Origin of the sequence: Syntrophobacter fumaroxidans MPOB (assembly GCF_000014965.1) — a bacterium.
Taxonomy (GTDB): Bacteria; Desulfobacterota; Syntrophobacteria; order Syntrophobacterales; family Syntrophobacteraceae; genus Syntrophobacter; species Syntrophobacter fumaroxidans.
Map to the genome: position 1 here is coordinate 3,347,137 of NC_008554.1, position 20,077 is coordinate 3,367,213.

The 20,077-nt window shown below is 59.6% G+C and carries 17 protein-coding genes; 8 read left to right on the plus strand and 9 right to left on the minus strand.

Translation table 11 applies throughout. The features are described from left to right. The first annotated feature begins 39 nt into the window (after positions 1-39). On the plus strand, positions 40-981 hold the full coding sequence (locus SFUM_RS14025) for a formate/nitrite transporter family protein (RefSeq protein WP_011699552.1): 942 nt from the start codon (positions 40-42) through the stop codon (positions 979-981). A gap of 350 nt (positions 982-1,331) precedes the next feature. Here the strand turns inward: SFUM_RS14025 and SFUM_RS14030 are convergent, their stop codons facing one another. Further along, a complete protein-coding gene (locus SFUM_RS14030; protein WP_011699553.1) occupies positions 1,332-2,093 on the minus strand; it encodes a hypothetical protein in 762 nt (253 codons plus the stop codon). Positions 2,094-3,111: 1,018 nt separating this feature from the next. Between SFUM_RS14030 and SFUM_RS14040 the strand changes: the two genes are divergently transcribed. Beyond that, on the plus strand, positions 3,112-4,554 hold the full coding sequence (locus SFUM_RS14040; RefSeq protein WP_011699554.1) for a sensor histidine kinase: 1,443 nt from the start codon (positions 3,112-3,114) through the stop codon (positions 4,552-4,554). Between the two features lie 120 nt (positions 4,555-4,674). Here the strand turns inward: SFUM_RS14040 and SFUM_RS14045 are convergent, their stop codons facing one another. Then, positions 4,675-5,157 (minus strand): FKBP-type peptidyl-prolyl cis-trans isomerase, encoded by a 483-nt coding sequence (locus tag SFUM_RS14045; protein ID WP_083764071.1) that lies wholly within the window; start codon positions 5,155-5,157, stop codon positions 4,675-4,677. Positions 5,158-6,049: 892 nt separating this feature from the next. On the opposite strand from SFUM_RS14045, the gene hoxE reads away from it, so the two are divergent. From hoxE to SFUM_RS14080, 6 genes are all read left to right on the plus strand, one after another. Continuing rightward, positions 6,050-6,622 (plus strand): bidirectional hydrogenase complex protein HoxE, encoded by a 573-nt coding sequence (hoxE, locus tag SFUM_RS14055; protein WP_011699557.1) that lies wholly within the window; start codon positions 6,050-6,052, stop codon positions 6,620-6,622. Positions 6,623-6,705: 83 nt separating this feature from the next. After that, on the plus strand, positions 6,706-8,364 hold the full coding sequence (locus SFUM_RS14060) for a NuoF family protein (protein WP_011699558.1): 1,659 nt from the start codon (positions 6,706-6,708) through the stop codon (positions 8,362-8,364). A gap of 61 nt (positions 8,365-8,425) precedes the next feature. Continuing rightward, positions 8,426-9,145 (plus strand): bidirectional hydrogenase complex protein HoxU, encoded by a 720-nt coding sequence (hoxU, locus tag SFUM_RS14065; protein ID WP_011699559.1) that lies wholly within the window; start codon positions 8,426-8,428, stop codon positions 9,143-9,145. 19 nt (positions 9,146-9,164) lie between these two features. Beyond that, positions 9,165-9,719 (plus strand): NADH-quinone oxidoreductase subunit B family protein, encoded by a 555-nt coding sequence (locus SFUM_RS14070; RefSeq protein WP_011699560.1) that lies wholly within the window; start codon positions 9,165-9,167, stop codon positions 9,717-9,719. A gap of 84 nt (positions 9,720-9,803) precedes the next feature. Further along, entirely contained in the window at positions 9,804-11,243 is a 1,440-nt protein-coding gene (locus SFUM_RS14075) for a Ni/Fe hydrogenase subunit alpha (protein WP_011699561.1), read from the plus strand. Positions 11,244-11,261: 18 nt separating this feature from the next. Next, positions 11,262-11,744 (plus strand): hypothetical protein, encoded by a 483-nt coding sequence (locus SFUM_RS14080; RefSeq protein ID WP_011699562.1) that lies wholly within the window; start codon positions 11,262-11,264, stop codon positions 11,742-11,744. 232 nt (positions 11,745-11,976) lie between these two features. Here the strand turns inward: SFUM_RS14080 and SFUM_RS14090 are convergent, their stop codons facing one another. The 7 genes from SFUM_RS14090 to SFUM_RS14120 form a co-directional block, all read right to left on the minus strand. Next, on the minus strand, positions 11,977-12,702 hold the full coding sequence (locus SFUM_RS14090) for a metallophosphoesterase family protein (protein ID WP_011699563.1): 726 nt from the start codon (positions 12,700-12,702) through the stop codon (positions 11,977-11,979). Between the two features lie 227 nt (positions 12,703-12,929). Then, positions 12,930-14,372 (minus strand): D-alanyl-D-alanine carboxypeptidase/D-alanyl-D-alanine endopeptidase, encoded by a 1,443-nt coding sequence (gene dacB, locus SFUM_RS14095; RefSeq protein ID WP_041440589.1) that lies wholly within the window; start codon positions 14,370-14,372, stop codon positions 12,930-12,932. Continuing rightward, entirely contained in the window at positions 14,369-15,640 is a 1,272-nt protein-coding gene (gene aroA, locus SFUM_RS14100; protein WP_011699565.1) for a 3-phosphoshikimate 1-carboxyvinyltransferase, read from the minus strand. The genes dacB and aroA overlap by 4 nt, the downstream gene beginning before the upstream one ends. Continuing rightward, positions 15,624-16,484, minus strand: a complete 861-nt coding sequence (aroE, locus tag SFUM_RS14105) for a shikimate dehydrogenase (RefSeq protein WP_011699566.1) — start codon at positions 16,482-16,484, stop codon at positions 15,624-15,626. The genes aroA and aroE overlap by 17 nt, the downstream gene beginning before the upstream one ends. A 36-nt stretch (positions 16,485-16,520) precedes the next feature. Further along, complete coding sequence (locus SFUM_RS14110) at positions 16,521-17,225, minus strand: type I 3-dehydroquinate dehydratase (protein ID WP_011699567.1); 705 nt, start codon at positions 17,223-17,225, stop codon at positions 16,521-16,523. A 91-nt stretch (positions 17,226-17,316) separates the two neighbouring features. Next, positions 17,317-18,462 (minus strand): prephenate dehydratase, encoded by a 1,146-nt coding sequence (pheA, locus tag SFUM_RS14115; protein ID WP_011699568.1) that lies wholly within the window; start codon positions 18,460-18,462, stop codon positions 17,317-17,319. 119 nt (positions 18,463-18,581) lie between these two features. Next, complete coding sequence (locus SFUM_RS14120) at positions 18,582-19,619, minus strand: 3-dehydroquinate synthase II (RefSeq protein ID WP_011699569.1); 1,038 nt, start codon at positions 19,617-19,619, stop codon at positions 18,582-18,584. Positions 19,620-20,077 lie beyond the last annotated feature (458 nt).

Sequence of the window (20,077 nt, forward strand, 5' to 3'; positions counted from 1 at the left end):
GCATTACTTTCCAACTCATTTTCGTAAGGAGGAATTTCCATGAGTACCAGCCCACCGTCGTTTGATGCTCTTATGCCCAAGGATATGGCCATCAAGGCCGAGAACATAGGGATCGCCAAGGCGGGCCTGGGGGCTTACCGGATGTTCGCCCTGGCCATCCTCGCCGGGGCCTTCATCGCCATGGGCGCCAACTACGCCACCACGGTCTGGGCCGGCCTGGGCAAGATCGTGGTCAACGCGGGAAAGGATGTGGCCTTCACCACGGGATTTCCCTACGGCTTGCAGCGTCTCCTGGGGGGCATCGTGTTCTCCACGGGTCTGATCATGGTCGTCGTCGGTGGGTCGGAACTTTTCACCGGCAACTGCCTGATCCCCATGGCCTGGGCCGATAAGAAAGTCACCACCAGCGCCATGTTGAGGAACTGGGTCATCGTCTACATCGGCAATTTCGTCGGTTCCGTGCTGACGGCATACCTGGTGTTTCTCGGGAAGCAGCACACCTTCGGCGGCGGTGCTGTGGGAGTGGCCGCACTGAACATCGGGATCGCCAAGAACAGCCTGGGGTTCATCCAGTGCGTCACGCTGGCCATCTTCTGTAACGCGTTGGTGTGTATGGCCGTGTGGCTGTGCTTTAGCGCACGGAGCACCACGGACAAGATCTTGTCGATCATTCCTCCGATTTCGGCCTTCGTTGCGTGCGGCTTCGAGCACTGCGTGGCCAACATGTACTTCATTCCGTCGGCCATCTTCATCAAGACGCTCGATCCGACGTATTTCGCCTCGGTGTCCGCGGGGTTGAAAGACGGCGGAGCGGCGCTCACCTGGGGAACGTTCCTGGCCAACAACCTGCTGCCCGCGACCATCGGAAACATCATCGGCGGTGCGCTCATGGTGGGCGGCATGTACTGGTTCATCTACCTGCGGCCGACCTGGAGCGGTTCCACGGGCGGCGTGCCTTTGACGAGCCAGCAGAAGAAGTAACTGACCAACGGGGGAAGGGGCGGTCCCCAAAGGCCGCTTCTCCCCCGCAACAACACCCAAACCTCAGTCACTCCGGTGAGATTACCCGGCTTTCGTGCCGAAGGTGCTCACCTCTGCACCCCTGGCGTCGGAGGGGTCCCCACGCCAGGGGTTGATCCGCCCGCGGCGCGTTCGTGCCGAAGTCCGAAGACCTGCCCGCCCGTTCTTCGTCAGTGCGACCCCGGCCTCCTGAAAGCATATGTAAAGTCCGACCTCGTTGCACGCGTCCGGATATGGAGACCGTTGCCGGAAGCTGCGTGCAAGGAGCCATGACCTCGCACACAGTCTCCGTCTTGCTCGCAAGCTCGATGTCACTCGCCGTGAGCCTGTTGTTGCGAGGCGTTCCCGAACTTTTCAAGGGCCTCTCTCAGCCTGGTCAGAAGGTGAGGAAGAATGACGTCGATCACGTCCAGCGCCTTGTTCACTGCGTCGTTTGCTTCTTCTTCCGTGTTGTACTTGTATGCTGATTGGGTATTCGAGAACAAAATGGAAGGGTTAAAGTAAAATCTTGGATAGTCTATTCCTATCATGAATTCCAGGCATTTTCGCCTGATATCTTTGTCCACAACCAGATATATTCTGTTGCCGTCAAAAATATTCATCGCAAACGGCATAATTTCAGGCATATTTTTTATTTTCCCATATTTGAAATCCGGAAATCTTTCCTTTACTACTTTTCTGATAATTCGATTGATTTTGATGCCTTTTGCAGTTGCATATTCCGGTATGTCTGTGGAATTGAGTCGTTTGCACTCCTTCTGAATTATCCATTCTTTAAATACCTTTTCAGTTTCCAGGTGTTCAGAATAGATGGATTCAAACGATTTTGATCCTCCAATGATGGTGTTCTTGATTTCCCATCTGGCGGAGTCGATCAGCATCAACAAAATTCTTTGCTTCATTGAGCTTTCAATTTCATCTGAATACTCGATATACTTGCCGTGTAAATTGGATAGGACCTCCGGCTGGAACTCCACCCGGTCAAATGGCGGCACCCGCCTGATGATAGACTCCGCCAAGTCACCGAGTGTGCGCGTCAGTTGGTATCTTGTCCTTTTTTCTCTGTCGTCCATGGGCGAAATCCTCATGTTCGGTGCCAGGCAAAATAGTGGTGCCCGAGTGCGTGGGAGAAGGCCATGAGCCGTTATAACAATGCGACCTCGCTTCGGCGTTGGGCTCCGGTGCGGGCCCCCTTTTCAAGTCGGATGACCCGGTGTCGCAACGGATCGATCCACATGAGCGGCACAGCCGATCCGGAAGGCAAACCCGGGTTGGGAAACCGGCGCCGGCAGGATAGGGTCCGCTTCAAGGGATGCGTCTCAGGGGGAGCCACCCACAGAACTGCGAACGCAAGCCGAAGCGTGCTTCATCGAGCCTACTCCGGCAGGCGCACGAGCGCCGGGCAATGAGCCGGCGCCGATTCGCTCTTCGTGTCGCGGTGACGCTGCCGCCGCCCGAAAAGCCACTCAAGGTGCTCCGAGAAACGCCGGAAGCCGGTATGCGCCGAGCACCGGGCGAAATTTCGCAGAGCCGCCTGAACGGCATCAAACCATCGTTTCATTCCCATATGTCAAGGATAGTCGCCTGCAGCCGTTCGAGCCGTCGTGCCGGGGAAAACATGCCGCTGAAGGACGAACCGATCCTTTCCGCGCGATTCGATTGCCTATTATTGTATCGCCACGATAAGGCAATCACATAAAAGAATAAAGAAAATGGGCTTCCTCGATGAGGACGCGGCGAAGTTCCGAAGCTTGTGACCGGACGAAATGCGTCGAATCCGTGGAACTCGGGAGGGGCCGGCGGCCTCGGAACGGCATGACGGTCGGGGAATCAACCTTGGAGTGCCGCCCGCACGGGATGGAGGTCGATCGCTTTTATGGAGCCTTGTGAGTCCCGCGGCACACGACGGTACCTCCGGAATGAAGAAAAGAGGCTCACCCGGGTCGTCGCAACCGGCGGTTAGAGCTTGTGCCCATGGGGCAACATTGATAGAATTAAACGGTAAATGAGTGTCCGACCCGGCCCGTTTCACACTCGATCTTCAACCCGCATCCTCTGCCCGGGACACATCCGGCTTATCTGGAGTGCCTTATGGGAAAGCGTGAAGGGAACAGTACCGGCCCCGTCGGGGAGAATCACGCCGAGTCCGCGCAGCAGGAATCGCTGCTGAACATCCGGGACCGGGTCAGGGCAAAGAAGAACGACTACGGCCGGTATAACCTCGAGCGCTCCCAGGAGGAAGCGTTCGCCACGTTTTTCGACCTCGCCCAGGAATATACCAGCATCGACAATCTCTACCAGGTGTGTGTCGCCGTGCCCAAGGAGTTCTTCGGACTGGAGAGCAGCCTTTACGTATTCAATCCGAAGAGGTGCCGCCTTGAAAAGGTGTGTTCCAGCCTCGATGGGCTGGTGCCCGTGGAGCTGCGGGAGACGGCGGGGTTGAGTCTCAAATCACGCCCCTATGAAACCGAGGACACCTGGGTCTTTCCGATTCACGGCAATGAAACACTCACGAAACAGTATCCGTTCCTGAATCAAAGTGAAGTGCTCGGCCTGTTCGAAATTTTTCCAAAGGACCTGCTGGATGCCAGGAAACATTTCTTCCTGGAAAAGTTTACGAACCGGATCGGATACAATCTGCACCAGAAGATGCTCATCCAGCAGAACATCGATCATATCAAGTTCATCAACCAGCTGGTGGCGGACATCGAACACAACGTCATTTCACCCAACCTCTATTACAGGCTTTTCCTGATCCGGCTCAAAAAGCACATCGCCGCTTACGGCCAACTCCAGGCCAGGCTGCGGGACCTGATCCTCTTCCTGCGGGACGGGGACGAGGCGCTCTCCCGGGAGCTGTGTGAAATCCACCACGCTCTGGACGAGAGCAATCAACGGCTCGATGAGGCCGCCAGAGGCCTCGGCAAGCACTACGAGCACACCAGCCTGTTTCTTGAAACGCTCTTGCGCCGGGACCACTTCGAGAAGGGAACCTACGTTCTCAGAAGGCAATCGTGCAACTTCCGGACGGAAATCATCCAGCCCTTGCTCGAACGATACCTGCCGCTGTTCGAGAAGAAAGGAATCACGGTGGACAACCGGCTGGAGAACGTACCCGACGAACATGTCACGCTGTTTGTGGACAAGGGGCTCATTTCCCAGGTTTTCGACAACTTCTTCTCCAATGCCCTCAAGTATACCCGGGAAGTGGAGGACCAGCTGGGGAACAAGATCAAGCTGGTTTCCTACAACCGCCAAATCCTCAGGGACTGCTTCGGGGAAGGGATGCACGGGGTGAGGTTCAACTTCTTCACCACGGGGGAACCTTTGTCCGAGAAGGAAGCCCGGAAGCTGTTCAGAGAGGGGTTTCGGGCATCGGGCTCACGAACGGAAAAAGGAAGCGGGCACGGGCTTCACTTCGTCAAAAACGTGGTGGAGATACACGGCGGCGATGTGGGCTGCGAACCGCAACGTTACGGGAATCTCATCTATTTCACCCTGCCGATGAAAGAGCAAACACAGTTCACCGTGTGAGTCCATTGCGCCTCCACGCCGCACGGAATCGATTCGAACGAACCGATGCACCGGCCGGCGTGGCGCCGCTGCCGGCGGGCGGGCGGCCGTCGACCTCGGCTTCCCGCGATGCGGCGAAGCTCACCGATCCGAGCAGGAACACCCTGCGCCGCAACGGTCGGCTTCGGGCCGATCTGAAATCTCCATCACTTCCACCTCAAACGTCAGGGTCTTGCCGGCGAGCGGGTGGTTGAAATCGAGACGCACCATTTCATCCTCAACGCCCCTGATCAGGGCGGGAAACTCGTCCTGTTCCTGGTTGGTGACCAGGATCATCTCGCCCACCTGGGGCAGAAAGCCCTCCGGGAAATCGGACAGGGCAAAGGTCTGTTCGAGTTGCTCGTCACGTTCGCCATAGGCTTCCGAGGAAGCCAGGGTAAACGTCTTCGTTTCGTTGAGGGTCATTCCCAGCAGTGCATCTTCAAATCCCTGCAACAGCTCCCGCGCGCCGACATGGACCTGCAGCGGCGCGCATCCCGTGCTCGATTCGAATACGGCTCCATTGTCGAATTTGCCCGTATAGTGGACTTTTACGTAGTCGCCCTTTTTGACCACCTGCATCATGGACTCCTTTGCCTTCGCCGGCCGGGGTTGAAGATTGAGGCGCAAGCTGCCGTTACCCCAAAAACTCTGAAGCGAAGGCAATCGACCTCATGGTTTGGTCCGTAGACAGACAGGTTATGCAACCTCCGAAAAGAAGTCAAGAGAACCTTCCGGCCTTTCATGAAATCCGGGTCTCCACGCACGGGAACAGGCGGAGCCCTGAGTCGGGATTCTGGCCGCAGATCGCGGGTGGCCTGTTGCCGGGGCGGGCTGGACCGGCGGTCCATGTCCCGGTGGGCATCGTGTCGGCGGCAAAAGGGCTTCAAGATGCACAACGGCATCAGGGGGCGTTCGAGGCGTGGCGCAAGAACTGCGGATTCTTGGAGAGCGGTTCGATCTATTGGATATTGCAGTGGAAACTCGTTATCGGAGCAAAATGGAGCGAGTGGAGGGGATGGTGAGGGGGTTGATGCGAATCGAGTGTAACTACTTGGGAATATGGCGAAAGGATTGGAGATTCGCTCTTGTTAAAAAAATCTCTTGACAGCCTATTCAAATTACTATAGGGTACAAGCAAGCGGGAAATTTGGGCTAATTCCGATAATTATATGATGCACAAAGAGGCTCCTTCCAAGTCCGGGGATGGCCTCATCACAGAGCAAGGCAGAGCGGCGGTATTCAAGCGTTTCAAAATTGTGAAATGGATTATTAGTTAATTTGACAACATGGCATGCAAGTGGATTCTCTACTGGCATTTTGCTGAAAAATGCCAGTATTTTTAGTTGGTTAGTCGGATGGGTCGAACTCGTGCCGTCCCCGGCGGACAACCCGGCACGGGGGAAGACCGTGGTGTTGGGCATTTCACACAATCCATTTCAACTTGCTAGCGCTGGTAATACGGAGGAATGACACTATGCCTGCGACCAGTCCAAAGAAAGCGGATGCTCCCGGTGGGCATCCAAGCGGGGACCCCCGCTACAAGGGAATCGATCGTGTTCTCAAACGCCAACAGTACCAGCAGGATGCGCTGATCGAGGTTTTGACCAGCGCCCAGGAAGCTTTCGGGTATCTCACCGAGGATGTTCTCATTTACACGGCACGGCAGTTGAAGCTGCCCTTCAGCTGGGTCTATGGAGTGGCCACGTTCTACCACTTCTTTTCGCTGAAGCCGCAGGGGGAGCACTCCTGCATCGTGTGCCTGGGAACCGCATGCTACGTCGGGAAATCCAACGAGATCGTCGAAGCCCTGGAAAAGGAATTCAATGTGAAGGCCGGGCAGACCACCGAGGACGGCAAGCTCACCGTGACCACCACGCGCTGCCTCGGATGCTGCGGCTTGGCGCCCGTGGCCGTTCTGGACAATCAGGTGCTGGGCAAGGAACTTCCCGAAACGACGATTGCCAAAGTGAAGGCCGTGCTTGCCGGTGCTCCGGCGGCGCCTTCCGCGGCGAAACCCCAAACCGAGGAGGAGACGGCGTCGGCCTGACGAGGCCAACTCCTGGAGTAAAGTCGAACCTGAGGGAAAATCAGCGCCATGAAACGTTCAAACTCTAAGGAGAATACAGCGTTATGAACCGAACGGAACTCTACGCCATGGCCCAGGCCGAACTGGACCGACAACAAAAATTCCGCTGCCGGCTGCTGTGCTGTGCCAGCACTCCATGCATATCTTCCGGTGGTACCGCTGTGTACGAGGCGGTGAAGCAAGCCATCGAGGCCGAGGGATTGCAGGCTGAAGTCGAGGCGGTGGCTACGGGATGCGTGGGACCTTGCAGCCGGGGTCCGTTGATCACGGTGAAGATGGAAGGCCGTGAGGATGTGGTCTACGAGCAGGTCACGCCGGAAATGGCCGCCCGGATCCTGGACAAGCACCTGCGCAGCAAGCCGGTGGCTCTTGACGACAAAATGTTGCCCGCCGACTGGCCGTTCTTCGTCAAGCAGAAAAAGATCGTCCTTGCGGACAGCGGCACGGTTGATCCGGAAAAACTGGAAAGCTACGTGGCGCGCGGTGGTTACACCGCCCTGGGCCACGCCCTGCGCGAGATGACTCCGGAGGAGGTGTGCGAGGAAATCGCGCGCAGCGGCATTCGCGGCCGCGGGGGTGCGGGGTATCCCAGCGGGCTCAAGTGGCACATGGTCCGCAAGGCCCCCGGCGAGAAGAAATACGTGGTCGCCAACGGTGATGAAGGTGACCCGGGAGCCTACATGGACCGCACGCTCATGGAATCGGACCCGCACCGGGTGCTCGAGGGCATGGCCATCGCCGGCTACGCCGTCGGCGCCGACCAGGGTTACATCTATGTGCGCGGCGAGTATCCGCTTGCCGCCAAGCGTTTGGAGAAGGCCATCCGGGCGGCGGAGCGTCGAGGTCTGCTCGGCAGCCGTGTGCTGGACAGTAATTTCAGTTTCCGCATCGACATCCGGATGGGCGCGGGAGCCTTCGTCTGCGGTGAAGAAACAGCCCTGATGGCTTCGATCATGGGCCGGCGCGGGCAGCCCGTGCCCCGTCCCCCGTATCCCGCCAACAAGGGTCTGTGGGGCGGGCCGACCCTGATCAACAACGTGGAAACCTTCGGCAATATTGCCGCCATCATCGGCAACGGGGCCGAATGGTATGCAAGCTTCGGTACCGAGAAGAGCAAGGGGGCCAAGATTTTCGCGCTGGCCGGGAAAGTCAACAATACCGGCCTGATTGAAGTGCCCATCGGCATAACCCTGAGGGAAATCGTTTACGACATAGGCGGCGGCATCCCCGGAGGGCGCGCGTTCAAGGCGGCCCAGACGGGAGGGCCGAGCGGAGGCTGTATCCCGGCTGAATACCTGGACACTCCCATCGATTACGAGACCCTGCAAAAACTCGGCTCGATCATGGGTTCCGGCGGGCTCATCGTCATGGACGACCAGTCCTGCATGCCTGACGTGGCCAAGTTCTTCATGGAATTTTGCATGGACGAGAGCTGTGGAAAGTGCACGCCCTGCAGGGTGGGTACGGTGCAGATGCATCGGATGCTGGACAAGATCACCAACGGCACTGCCACCATGGACGATCTGAAGCGACTGGAGGAGCTCTGCCTGATGGTGAAGGAAAGCAGCCTGTGCGGTCTCGGTCAGACCGCGCCGAACCCGATCTACAGCACTTTGCGTTATTTCCGGGATGAATACGAGGCCCATATCAAGGACCATCACTGTCCAGCCGGGGTCTGTCAGTTCGGGGCGAAGGCCGTATAGGGCCCGCCGGTCACTGCACCGACCCAACCATACCGCTAAAATCTCCAACGGAGGTGCCATAATGTCGGTTGTCACCCTTACCATCAACGACAAACTCGTCAGCGCTCAGGCCGGCCAGAGTCTGCTCAGTGCGATCAAGGATCAGGGAATAGATATTCCCACCCTTTGCTGCTTGGAGGGCTTGACCGACTGGGGCGGCTGTCGCCTGTGCATGGTGGAGGTGGTCGGAAGCCCGAGACTGGTGGCTTCGTGCGTCACTCCCGTTGCGGAGGGCATGGTCATCCAGACGGAGAGCCAGCGCCTGACCGCCTATCGAAAGATGATCGTGGAACTGCTCCTTTCGGAGCGAAACCATATCTGCGCCTCGTGCGTCATGAACGGCGGCTGCGAGCTCCAGAGCGTGGCGGCAAAGCTCGGGGTGGATCACGTGCGCTACGACTACCTCTGTCCGGACCTGCCCATGGATGCCAGTCACGAACGCAACGTGATGGATCCGAATCGCTGCATCCTCTGCACCCGGTGCGTGCGCGTGTGCGACCAGGTGGAAGGGGCGCACACCCTGGATGTCATGGGACGCGGCATTCAACAGAGGGTCATCGCCGGTCTGAACCAGGCATGGGGAACGAGCAGAAGCTGCACCAAGTGCGGCAAGTGCGTCCAGGTTTGTCCCACCGGCGCTCTCTTCAAGAAGGGAGCCACGGCGGCCGAGATGGAAAAACAACACGATTTCCTGATCTGGATTCTGGACGGACGAGAGAAGAAAATCTGGCGATGGTCCTGATTAGAAGGAGAGCCACAGCATGACCACCACAGCGAGCAACAAAGTACGGTTGGCCACCGCCTGGTTCGGCGGGTGCGCCGGCTGCCATATGAGTCTGTTGGACCTGGACGAGCGCCTGATCGACGTGGTTGGGCTGGTGGACATCGTCTACAGCCCGGTTGCTGACATCAAGGTGTTCCCGGAGGGGGTTGACGTGACCCTTGTGGAAGGGGCCTGCTGCAATGACGAGAACGTACATCTGGCCCATGAAGTCCGGGAAAGAAGCAAGATCGTGATCGCCTTCGGCGACTGCGCCGTGACCGGGAACGTGCCCAGCATGCGCAACCGCCTGGACCGGGATCAGATGATCAACTCGGTCTATTTCGAGGGCCCCGGCAAGCCGCCTCCAACATCCGTGCTGGGTCACTTCCTGCCGACCCTCATCCCCAAAGTGCTGCCTTTGCACCAGGTCATTCCCGTTGACATTTTCCTGCCCGGATGTCCCCCCGATCCAGAGAGGATTTGGGCCGCCATCGTCGCTCTGCTCAAAGGGGAACCGGTATTGTTGCCTGAGGAGATGAGAAGCTTCGGATAACTCCGTCGGACAGGGCCAAGGGACGAATCGTTTATCGTTCGTTCCGGTGCAAACCCGTTAATCCGCTTGTGAAGAAGGACAAGTATGGCACAGACTATATCGATCGATCCAGTCACTCGAATTGAAGGCCACGGTAAAATCCGGATTCAGCTGGACGACGCCGGTCAGGTGGCCGACGCCAAGTTCCACGTGGTGGAATTCCGTGGATTTGAGAAATTCTGTGTGGGACGGACCTACCCTGAAATGCCGGGAATCACCATGCGCATCTGCGGAATTTGCCCGATCAGCCATATGCTGGCCTCGGCCAAGGCCTGCGACGCCATCGCCGGCGTCAGGATTCCCCCGGCCGCCAACAAGCTGCGCCGTCTCATCAACCATGCCCAGTATACGCAGAGCCATGCGCTGAGCTTTTTTCACCTGAGCGCCCCGGACCTTCTGCTGGGAATGGAGAGCGAGCCCGCCACCCGTAACGTGGTCGGCCTGATTCTGAAGGCCCCCGACCTGGCTCGCAAAGGGATACGCCTCCGCCAGTTCGGACAGGAAATCATCCGCATGATCGGCACCAAGAGCGTCCATCCGGCATGGGCCGTCCCGGGCGGTGTCCGGGAAGCGCTGAGTGCCGAAAACGTGCAGAAGATCAAGGCGATGCTTCCCGAGGCCTTTCAGACGACGGAAATCGCCCTGGACCTGCTCAAGGACAACTACGACAAATTCTCTGCCGAAGTGAAAACCTATGGAGATTTCCCAAGCAAATTCATAGGATTGGTGACCCCGGAGGGCGGCCTCGAACACTATGACGGTCTGCTGAGGGTGATGGATTCCGACGGCCGGATCATCGAGCCCGGACTCCACAACGACCGTTACCGTGAGATCATCGCGGAAGCCGTGGAGGATTGGAGCTACCTGAAGTTCCCATACTACAAACCGGGCGGATACGGCACGGACGCCGGTCTCTATCGGGTCGGTCCGCTGGCCAGGCTGAACATCTGCGACTTCGCGGGCACTCCTCGCGCCGATCGGGAATTGAGGCAGTTCAGGCGGCTGGGCGATGGCGGGAGGGTGGTCACCAGCAGTTTCCACTCCCACTATGCGCGGCTGATCGAAATCATGTTTTCTCTCGAGAAGATTGCCGAACTGGTCGAGGATCCGGACCTCATCGGCGGCCGCCTGCGTCACTACGGCGGGGCAAACGAGGAAAAGGGCGTCGGAATCATGGAAGCCCCGCGCGGCACTCTGTTCCATGAGTACGATGTGGACGAGGATGGAATCATCAAGAAGGTGAACCTGATCGTGGCCACTGGAAACAACAACCAGGCCATGAACAAAACGGTACTCCAGATCGCCAGGGCGTACATGAACGGCAAGAAGGAGATCACCGAAGGTCTGATGAATCGTGTGGAGCACGGCATTCGGCTCTACGACCCCTGCCTGAGCTGTTCGACGCATGCCGTCGGCCAGATGCCGCTGCACATTCAACTGGTGGATTCCAAAGGGGAGTTGGTTGAGGAACGCGTGCGGGACTAGGAACCTGAAGGCCCCCGGATGATTCTGATCATTGCATACGGCAACAGCCTGCGCCGTGACGACGGCGCAGGCCTGGTGCTCGCCGAAGTGTTGGAACGGGTCTGGAAAGACCGCCGGCTCGAGGTGCACCTCGAGAGCGTCCATCAGTTGACGCCGGAGCTGGCTGAGACCATTGCCGGCGAGCAGGTATCGGCCGTGGTGTTCGTGGACACGAGAGTCGTCGATCCGGGCGTGGACAATTTGAAGGTGCAGACCCGTCCGTTGCCTCCCCCCGAGAATCCTTCCGCGAGCATGGGCCATCATGTAAGCCCTGAGGTCCTGATGGCCTATGCTCGCTACCTCTACCACAAGACCCCGCCCGCTTGGCTGGTGACGGCGCCGGGAGTGGATTTCGACCACGGCGAGGGGTTGAGCCAAGTCGCCTTGCACGCCCTCTCCGGTGTGCCGGACTTCCTGCGCAGTCTTCCTTGCGACTGGCCCCTGGGCCCTTCCAGGGAGTGATACCCGAGCATCCATCGACCGGTCGTCATTGCCGGGACCCGCGAAGCACCCGTGTATGTCTCAAATCAAGGTGCCCCGCCCCCTTGCGCCAACCGATCCGCTGCCGCCTCGGACGGCCTCGGGCAGGAGCCCGCCCGGCGCCCGCAAGGCCTCTATCGCCTTCGAAAAGCCCCGGTTCTCCAAGGCGAAGGACACTCGATCCGCACCCTTCTCCGGCCCTCTCGCGCCGGCATCAAAACAATCGTAGGGCATTGATCTCGGGAAAACCCAGGCGAAGAATCTTTTCCGCCGTCCGGGGAATGTCATAGGGCAAAAACCGGATTTCGACGCTGTTCGCGGACACGTTCCAGATCACGTACTTGGCGTTGTTGTTCCCGTCCCGCGGTTGCCCCACGCTGCCGACGTTGACGATGTGGCGGCATCCCTCGGCCAGCTGCACCACGCCTTCTCCAAGGGCGATGCGGCGTATTCGGGCACCGTCGAAGGTGACCAGTTCCAGGTCGTGGGTGTGACCGACGAAGCAGACGGCTTGTGTCATCCGCTGGAAAAGACCCGCCATCGCCCGGTTCGACACTTCGAAGAGATAGCGCGTGACGGAATCCGGGGGGCAGCCGTGGACGAAGAGCCCTTCTTCATGGATGAGGAATGGCTTCAAATCCCGTATGTATTCCAGAGAGCCCGAGGACAAAAGCTGTCGGGTGATGAGAAGCGATGTTCTTGCAAGGGGGTTGAACCAGCCCAGGTACTGCGCGTCCACGACTCCGAGCTCGTGGTTTCCCATCACGCACGGCATTCGGCGCTCCCGCACAATGTTGAGCACTTCTTCAGGATTCGGGCCGTACCCAACGTTGTCTCCGAGGCAGACGACGCTGTCCGGGCGTTGTCGGTCCAGATCTTCGAGCACCTGTTCCAGCGCTTCGAGATTTCCATGGATGTCCGATAGAATCGCGATCCTCATGGAGATTCCATTGGCGGAGGGCGCGGGTGGTTCCGTCCTTCCCGCGCGCGAGCATGACGACGGCCGCGCTCATATTCTGCTCGGAGCTTCCGGCTCAAGGTTGCCTGCAAGGAGGACGAGGATGTCGTCGATGCTCGATGCGCCCATCGGCTGGTGAGGGTTCGCCGGAACGAGGGCCCCGGCGCGGAAGGCCGCGCTCACGTGCCGTGCGCCATCCACACGGAGCTCTACATGGAGGGTGCGATCAGGGGCACCTGTTCCAGGAATCCGTCGAGCGCGCGTCTTGCTTCTCCGATGTTGCTCACGTCGTTGAGAATGACGGTGACCACGTACGGGCCCCTGCCGCAGCCGGCGACATAACCGGCAAAGCCGACGACATCCCGCAGGGTTCCGGTTTTGCCTCGCACCTCGACGTCCGGTTTGCAGATCCTGCGGCGCAGGGTTCCTTCACTGCCGTTCGTTGCGAACGAGGAAATGAAGTCCGGTTCGATGGACGGATCGGCATATGCGTTTGCGAGGAGCGTGCAGAACGCCCGGGCGCTGGCCCGGCATTCACGGCTCAGCCCGGACCCGCTCTTCAACTGTACCTCGTGTGGGGGAACGCCCAGGCCGACCAGTGACTTCCGGACCAACTCGACCCCTTTGTCAACCGTTCCCGGCGGCCCGAGGACCAGCCCGCCCAGGCTTCTGAGGAGCATCTCGGCCATGAAATTGTTGCTGTAGCGATTGAGTCCGTAAATGATGTCCCCCAGGGCTCGGGATTCATGAGTCACCAGGGGTTTTGCCCCGGGAGGGACCGTCCCCGGCCCGGCGTCGGCGCCACGGACCTCGATTCCCTCCCGGCGAAGCACCTCCTTAAAGGAACGAGCCACAAAAGATGCCGGGTCGTCGACGTTCAGACGGTATTCGAAATTCCTCCTGGGGCCGACTTTCCCGGTGACGCGGAATCGTTCCCGTCCCGTCCCGGTCATGCCGGCCGACCGGACCGCCAAGCCGACTCTGGCGGCCTTTTTGGAGGCCGTCCTGGCCAGATTGTCGACTTGAACGTAATCGCCCGGAGGGAACCAGCTCACTTGAGGGGCGGTGCCCGATTTGGCTCCCCCCGACACTGTGAAGGCGATCGTGTTGAATTCGATGGAAGTCGCCGAGACCACAGGGTTGTAGCTGCTCGCACACCGTTCGTCCAGGCAGATCTGTTCAGCCTGCGGGTTGAAGAAGCTGTTGTCCGCGAATACCCCGCCCTCAACGAACCGGATGCCGCGCTCCTTCAAGCGGAGCGCCATATCCTTCAGGTTTTCGCCCAGCAGGAAAATATCCCCCGTGCTCTTGATCCAGAGGTGGCCTCGGACGGTATCCCCCCGCGGCTCATCGAGCGCATAAAGGGACGTCCGGAATTGGTACTGCGGCTTCAGGTATTTCAGAGCGGCGTAGCTGGTGAGCACTTTGACCAGGGACGCCGGGACCAGAGGCTCTTCGGACCGGAATTCCCAGATGACCTTGACCGGGGCCAGGGAAAGCACCTGGATTCCGACCTGGCCGGCACTTTGTTGGAGTTTCCGGAGATGGTTGTGAAAAGCGAAGTCCGACTCACCCGCCTTCGCGGGATGAGGTTGCAGGACCATCAGCAGGGCCGTCAGGAAAAGGATCGTTCGGTAAGCACAGGGTTTCATGACTTCAACTTTTCGAAAGTCTCCCAGAAGGTCGGAAAAGACTTGGCCACGACTTCCGCGTCCTCGATTTCCACGCCCCCGACACGAAGCCCAGCCACGGCGAAGGCCATCGCAATTCGATGGTCGTCGTGCGGATCGATGCCGACTTTGGGCGAAGTTGCCGCGCCGCCACGAATCTCCAGGCCGTCCGGAAGCTCGCGGTTCGGAACCCCCAGCTTGCCCAGCTCCGAGGAAACCGCCTGTAGCCGGTCCGACTCCTTCACCCGCAGATGCGCCACGTTGCGGATTCGACTGACCCCGCCTGCAAAAGCGGCCAATATCGCCAACGTGGGCACCATATCGGGCATTTCGTTCAAATCGAGGTCCACCGGTCGCAGCTCACCCGATGAAACGACGCGCACTCCGTCTTCCTCCCAGGTGACACGGCACCCCATCCGTTCCAGGATTCCGAGGAAGCGGCAGTCTCCCTGCAGGCTGTCCGGGGAGAGGGGATGGGTGAGCACATCCCCGCCGGTCAGCGCGGCGGCCGCCCACAGATAGGACGCGGACGAGCAATCGGCTTCGACGGTCCACCTGCCGCCCGCATACCTCTGAGGAGCGGGGACGATGACCCGGTTCGCGCGATCCTTGCGAAAATCGATGCCGCGTTCGCCCATCATGGCCAGCGTCATGGCGACATAAGGATAGGAGGCCACCGGCTCCAACCATTCTACCGTTACTTCCCCCCCGGCGCAAGGCGCTGCCATCAGGACGGCCGAAAGAAACTGGCCGCTCTGGCGTGCGTCGACCAGGACCTTGCCTCCCGACAGTCCGTGCGCAATCACCCGCAGAGGCAGGAATCCATCTGTTTCGGTGCAGTCGAACCGTGCCCCGAGCATTTCGAGGGCGGAGACGAGAGGCTTCACCGGACGTTGCCTCAGCCGTGGGGCGCCGTCGAAAGTGAAATCCCCGACTCCTGTGGCGGCAAGTGCCAGCAGGAGCCGCGTACTCGTACCGCTGTTGCCCAGCAGAATGGGTTCCGAAGGTTGCGACCAGCGTTTGGAGGGGGGAGCGACGAGGACGCTTCCCGGCTTCCACTGAACACCGACCCCCATTTGCACCAGTGCATCGGCCGTGATCGTGGTGTCATCGGCGACCAGGGGGTTTCGTATCTCGCTTTCGTCATCGGCCAGGGCGGCGAGCATGAGGGCGCGATGCGTGATGGATTTCGAGCCGGGTACGGACAGTTGCGCCTTGATTCCCGAGATGGGTTCAATCGTCTTGCGCATTCTTTTCCTTTGACAGAACTTCGTGGATGGCTTGCTTCATGGCCGCCACGCAAGGGAATTCCGGGATGGGCCGCGACAGCCACCATTCCAGTTGGGCCACCCCCTGGTAGACGAGCATGTCGGTGCCGTGAACGATGGTGGCGCCGGCCCGTTTTGCAGCGTTTAGAAAAGGTGTTCGTAATGGGCGGTAGACGGTTTCCATGACCACCATTCCGGGCTCGAAAAAGGAGTCGCTGACCAGGACGGTCGGGATCGTGCCCTGCAGTCCCACCGAAGTGCATTGAACCACCACGTCGAAATGCCGGTCAAAACGCGCCCGATCCAATATCGCGAGGGGAATGAAGTCACATCGGAAGCTTTTGGCGAGGGCCTTTCCCTTCTCGACACACCGGTTGGCAATGGTCACCCGGGCGCCTTCCCTCTTCATCCCGAAAGCCACGGCGCGAGCCGCTCCACCGGCTCCGAGGATGAGCGCCTCCCTGCCTTCGAGCTCGGTCACCCGGCGCAGCGCCTTTGTGGCGCCCAGCCAGTCCGTATTGCAGCCGATCCAGGCGGAGCCTTCCCTCATGAGGGTATTCACGGCGCCGATGGTTCTCGCCATGTCGTCCACGTGATCGGCCAACCGGTAGGCCAGCTCTTTGTGGGGCAGAGTCACGCTCAACCCCCGAAATCCGAACCGGGCCAGCGTCTCCAGATCCTCCGGCAGTTCATCCGCCTGCAGAGCCAGGTACGTCGCGGGAACGTTCATGCTCCTGAAGGCGGCGTTCATCATGACCGGGCTCAGACTGTGCGCGACAGGGTTGCCGATCACGGCGTAAAGCTCGGTCTGAACAGGTTTTATCATCGAGGCGACTCCCGCAGGAAAGTTGAAAGGTTCTCCTCACCCCGCTCCGACAATCTCGAGCAGGGTCTGCATTTGGGCCACGGTGAATTGCCCCGGCGCAGATGCGGGAAGTTCCGGGAACCGGACATACGTCCAGGGACTTCCCATCAACAGGCAGGCGAGCCTGCTCCAGCGGCCCGTGGGCCCCATGCAAAACGCGATCGTCTCCGCGCCGAACTGCTTGCGGGCAAAAGGGATGAGCTCCAGAACGCGGAGGTTGTCTTCAACGGTGCGGGCATAGGTGGCGATCTTGAGAACATGCGCCCCGAGCGTTGCCAGGTGTTCCACCCGGTGTTTGAGGGGATCGGAAGCCGGGGTCCCATCGAAATCGTGGTGAGAAATCACGACCCTCGCCGCGGAATCACGAAACGGGGACAATACGTCTTCGGGCAGATCGTCTTCGAGGTCGATCCATTCCGCTCCGGCCCGAACGGTCCTCTCGAGCGCCCGGATACGAGCCTCCTCGGTGCCGCGGAATCCTCCCCGGAACCTTTCAGGCCTGACGGTCGCAATCACCGGGTGACGCCCGGGCAGGGACAGCCCGGCAAGAGCCTCGTCCAGTCCATTGCGGGTGTGGATGCCGTGCAGGGCGTCGAGTCGCCATTCCACAAGGCCGATCCCCGGATACTCGAGAAAACGAGCCGTGTCTTCCGTGGATTCCCTCATGAGACAGCCGCAAATCAGGGAATGTGCTAGACTCATGGACCATGGCTCCCGAAGGGATCGCGCATCGCCTTTGAGGTCTCCCCGGCGTATGCGGTCCGGGTATCGGCTGATTCGAACATGCCGGCTCTTATCCTATCTTCGCATCCGCGTTGATTGAATCCAGGCCCCTGATCCTTTCGTTTTCCGGGCGGATGGGGTGCATCGGGTCCTTTTGCGGATACGAACCCAGGATTTTCAGAAAAGACACGTGATTCTTGAGTTCCGCCAACGCTTCTTTTACCTCTTCGTCGTCCGCGTGTCCTTCAAAATCGACATAGAACAGGTACTGCCACCGCATCATGCGGTTGGGGCGCGATTCGATGCGGCTCATGTTCACCGCCTTGCGTGAAAAAGGTTTCAGAGCGGAAAAGAGCGCGCCGGGCTGGTCGGCCACGGCGAAGAGCACGGAGGTCTTGTCCTTGCCGGTCTTGGGATTGTGGTGGTCTGCAAGCGCCAGGAAGCGCGTGGTGTTCCCGGCGTGGTCCTCGATGCGTTCGGCAAGAATGGGCAGCCCATAGTGCCGCGCGGCGTAAAGGTTGCATATGGCTGCTCCGGCGGGGTCTTTGCGGGCCAGGAGCGCGGCGCCGTACGTGGATGCGCATTCGTGCTGTTCGGCGTGTTTGAGCTTTTCCATGAGCCATTGCCGGGATTGTTCCAGGGTCTGCGGGTGGGCGTACAATCGTTGGACGTCGTCGATGGATTTTGCGCGTCCGCAGAGGTAGTGGGCGATTTCGAGGTAGCACTCGCCGACCACGTTCACTTCCTTTTCGTACAGGAGATCCATGCTGAGTCCGATCCCGCCCTGGAGAGAATTCTCGATGGGAATGACCGCGGTGTCCACCTTGCCCTTGGTCAGAGCGTCAAAAACGTCTTCGATGGTCGGGCACGCGACATATTGGGCGGCGTGGCCGTAAAAAGAAAGCGCCGCCAGGTGGGAATAGGTCCATTCCGGACCGAGGAATGCCACGCGCAAAGGAACCTGCAGAATCCGGGAAGCGGAGAAGATTTCACGGTAGATCGAACGCAGGGAATACTCGGACAGAGGCCCGGGATTGAGGCGGTTGAGGCGGTCGAAAATGATTTCCTCGCGTTCCGGATGAAACAGGGGCAAGCCCTTGTCCGCTTTGAGCCGTCCCACCTGCAGGGCCAGTTCCATCCTGGCGTTGAGGAGATTCAGCAGGTTGGTGTCGATGCCGTCTATGGCTTGTCGCAGTTTTTCCAGTTCTTCTTGCACGTGTTTCTCCCCTGATCGTCGTTTCGCGACGTGGTCCGGTACCGCCCTCGAATCGGGTTTCACAGCGGTCTTCGCGCCGTGGGGACCCGAAGGCTTCGATGTCCCGCGCCATTCCCCGTTCAATTCTCCCGAATCGTTTCGTCCACCCGGATGCCGAAATGCCTGCCCGCCCGCTCAAGACACACGAGAACGGAATCTCCGACGGCGAGCCCGGCCACCGAAACGGCCTTACCATCCGGCCTGGAGAGCCGTATGGTCTCGGCGTTCTGCAAAAGGATCGAACCGGTGACCCCTTCGCAGTCCGCCTCAATCAAAAGCAGCGGACGACGTTCGATTTTCACGCGTCCCACCGTTGCTGCCCGGGCAGAACCTTTGCCGTCGACAACGCAGACGCCGTCCCCCGAATGCAGTTCGCTCAAATAGCGGGTCAACGTCCCCGGCACCCTGACGTAGGCGTGGACCGGCCCGGCATTGACCCGGAAAGGCCGCGGCGCCACGTATGGGTTCGGCTTCGATTCGGCTTGCACCAGGAAAAGGAAACCGCTCGAATTGCCCACCAGCAGCCCCTCGCCTTCCGTCATGAGCGTACACGTGTCGACGCAGACCCGATCGCCCATCCCTGCCGGGCGGATTGCCGTGATGCGGGCGACCGTCGGGAAAACCTTTTCTTCGGCGGCCTTCACACGCGCGATCATGGCCTTCAGCTCCCCCGGCGTCGAAGCCTGAATCACCACGCCCCGAACGCCCTTTTCCAGTATGCCCAGCGCCAGATCGATCTCCTCGATCGTGCGGACGGGCAAAAGGATGTCGCCGCCGCGGGCGAGGAGGTTTTCCAGGGGAATGATTTCCCACGGGGTTGTGCGCGGGGCTTCCTCCGACGTGTTGCCCGCGGAGGAACCGGAGGCCCCGATAACAATGCGGCCCCGGCCAAGGGACTGCACGATTCTCGCTTCATCCGCGGGGGAATCGAGCATTTCGAAGAACACGTCCACACCCGGTTTGAGGTCCCCGTCCGGGCTCACGGTGGTGATGCGGCCGAGAGCCTTGATCCCGCTTTCCAGGCCTGCGGGCACGACAAGAGCGTCCGCACCGCTTTCCAGGGCCGTGGTCACCATGTCCTTGGACCACCGATCCAGTCTGACCCAGGCCTCTTTCACACGTCTTCCTTTCTCCGGTAGAGGGCGATTTCCTCCGGAAAGGTCCGGCACACCTCGGTGTCTTCCGCATCGAATCCCGGGCACGCATCGAATCCCGGGGACACAAATGAAAGAGCCGCAGGCGGGACCTGCGGCTCTTGGCTGACGAAGCGCGTAAACAGTCGATGCAGGTCACCGCTTTCTGTTGGTAAAGCAATAATAAAAGAAGAAACCGCAAACCGACATCTCTGCTTCCCTTTCTCAAGTGTGCGATACTTTTTCAAAATAAAAGGACAATCGGCCGGCTGTCAAGAACATTATTACGGGGGCTATTTTCGCCGGTCGAATCCAGTCCCGGTTGACCCTGGTTCCCGGCCCGGTTCCGATCTGCTGGACAATCTCGGGCAGAGTCATATATTAGTAACAAGAAGCAGTGAGTCCAATGTGTACCGGTGCCTTACCGGCTCGAGCCGACCTCA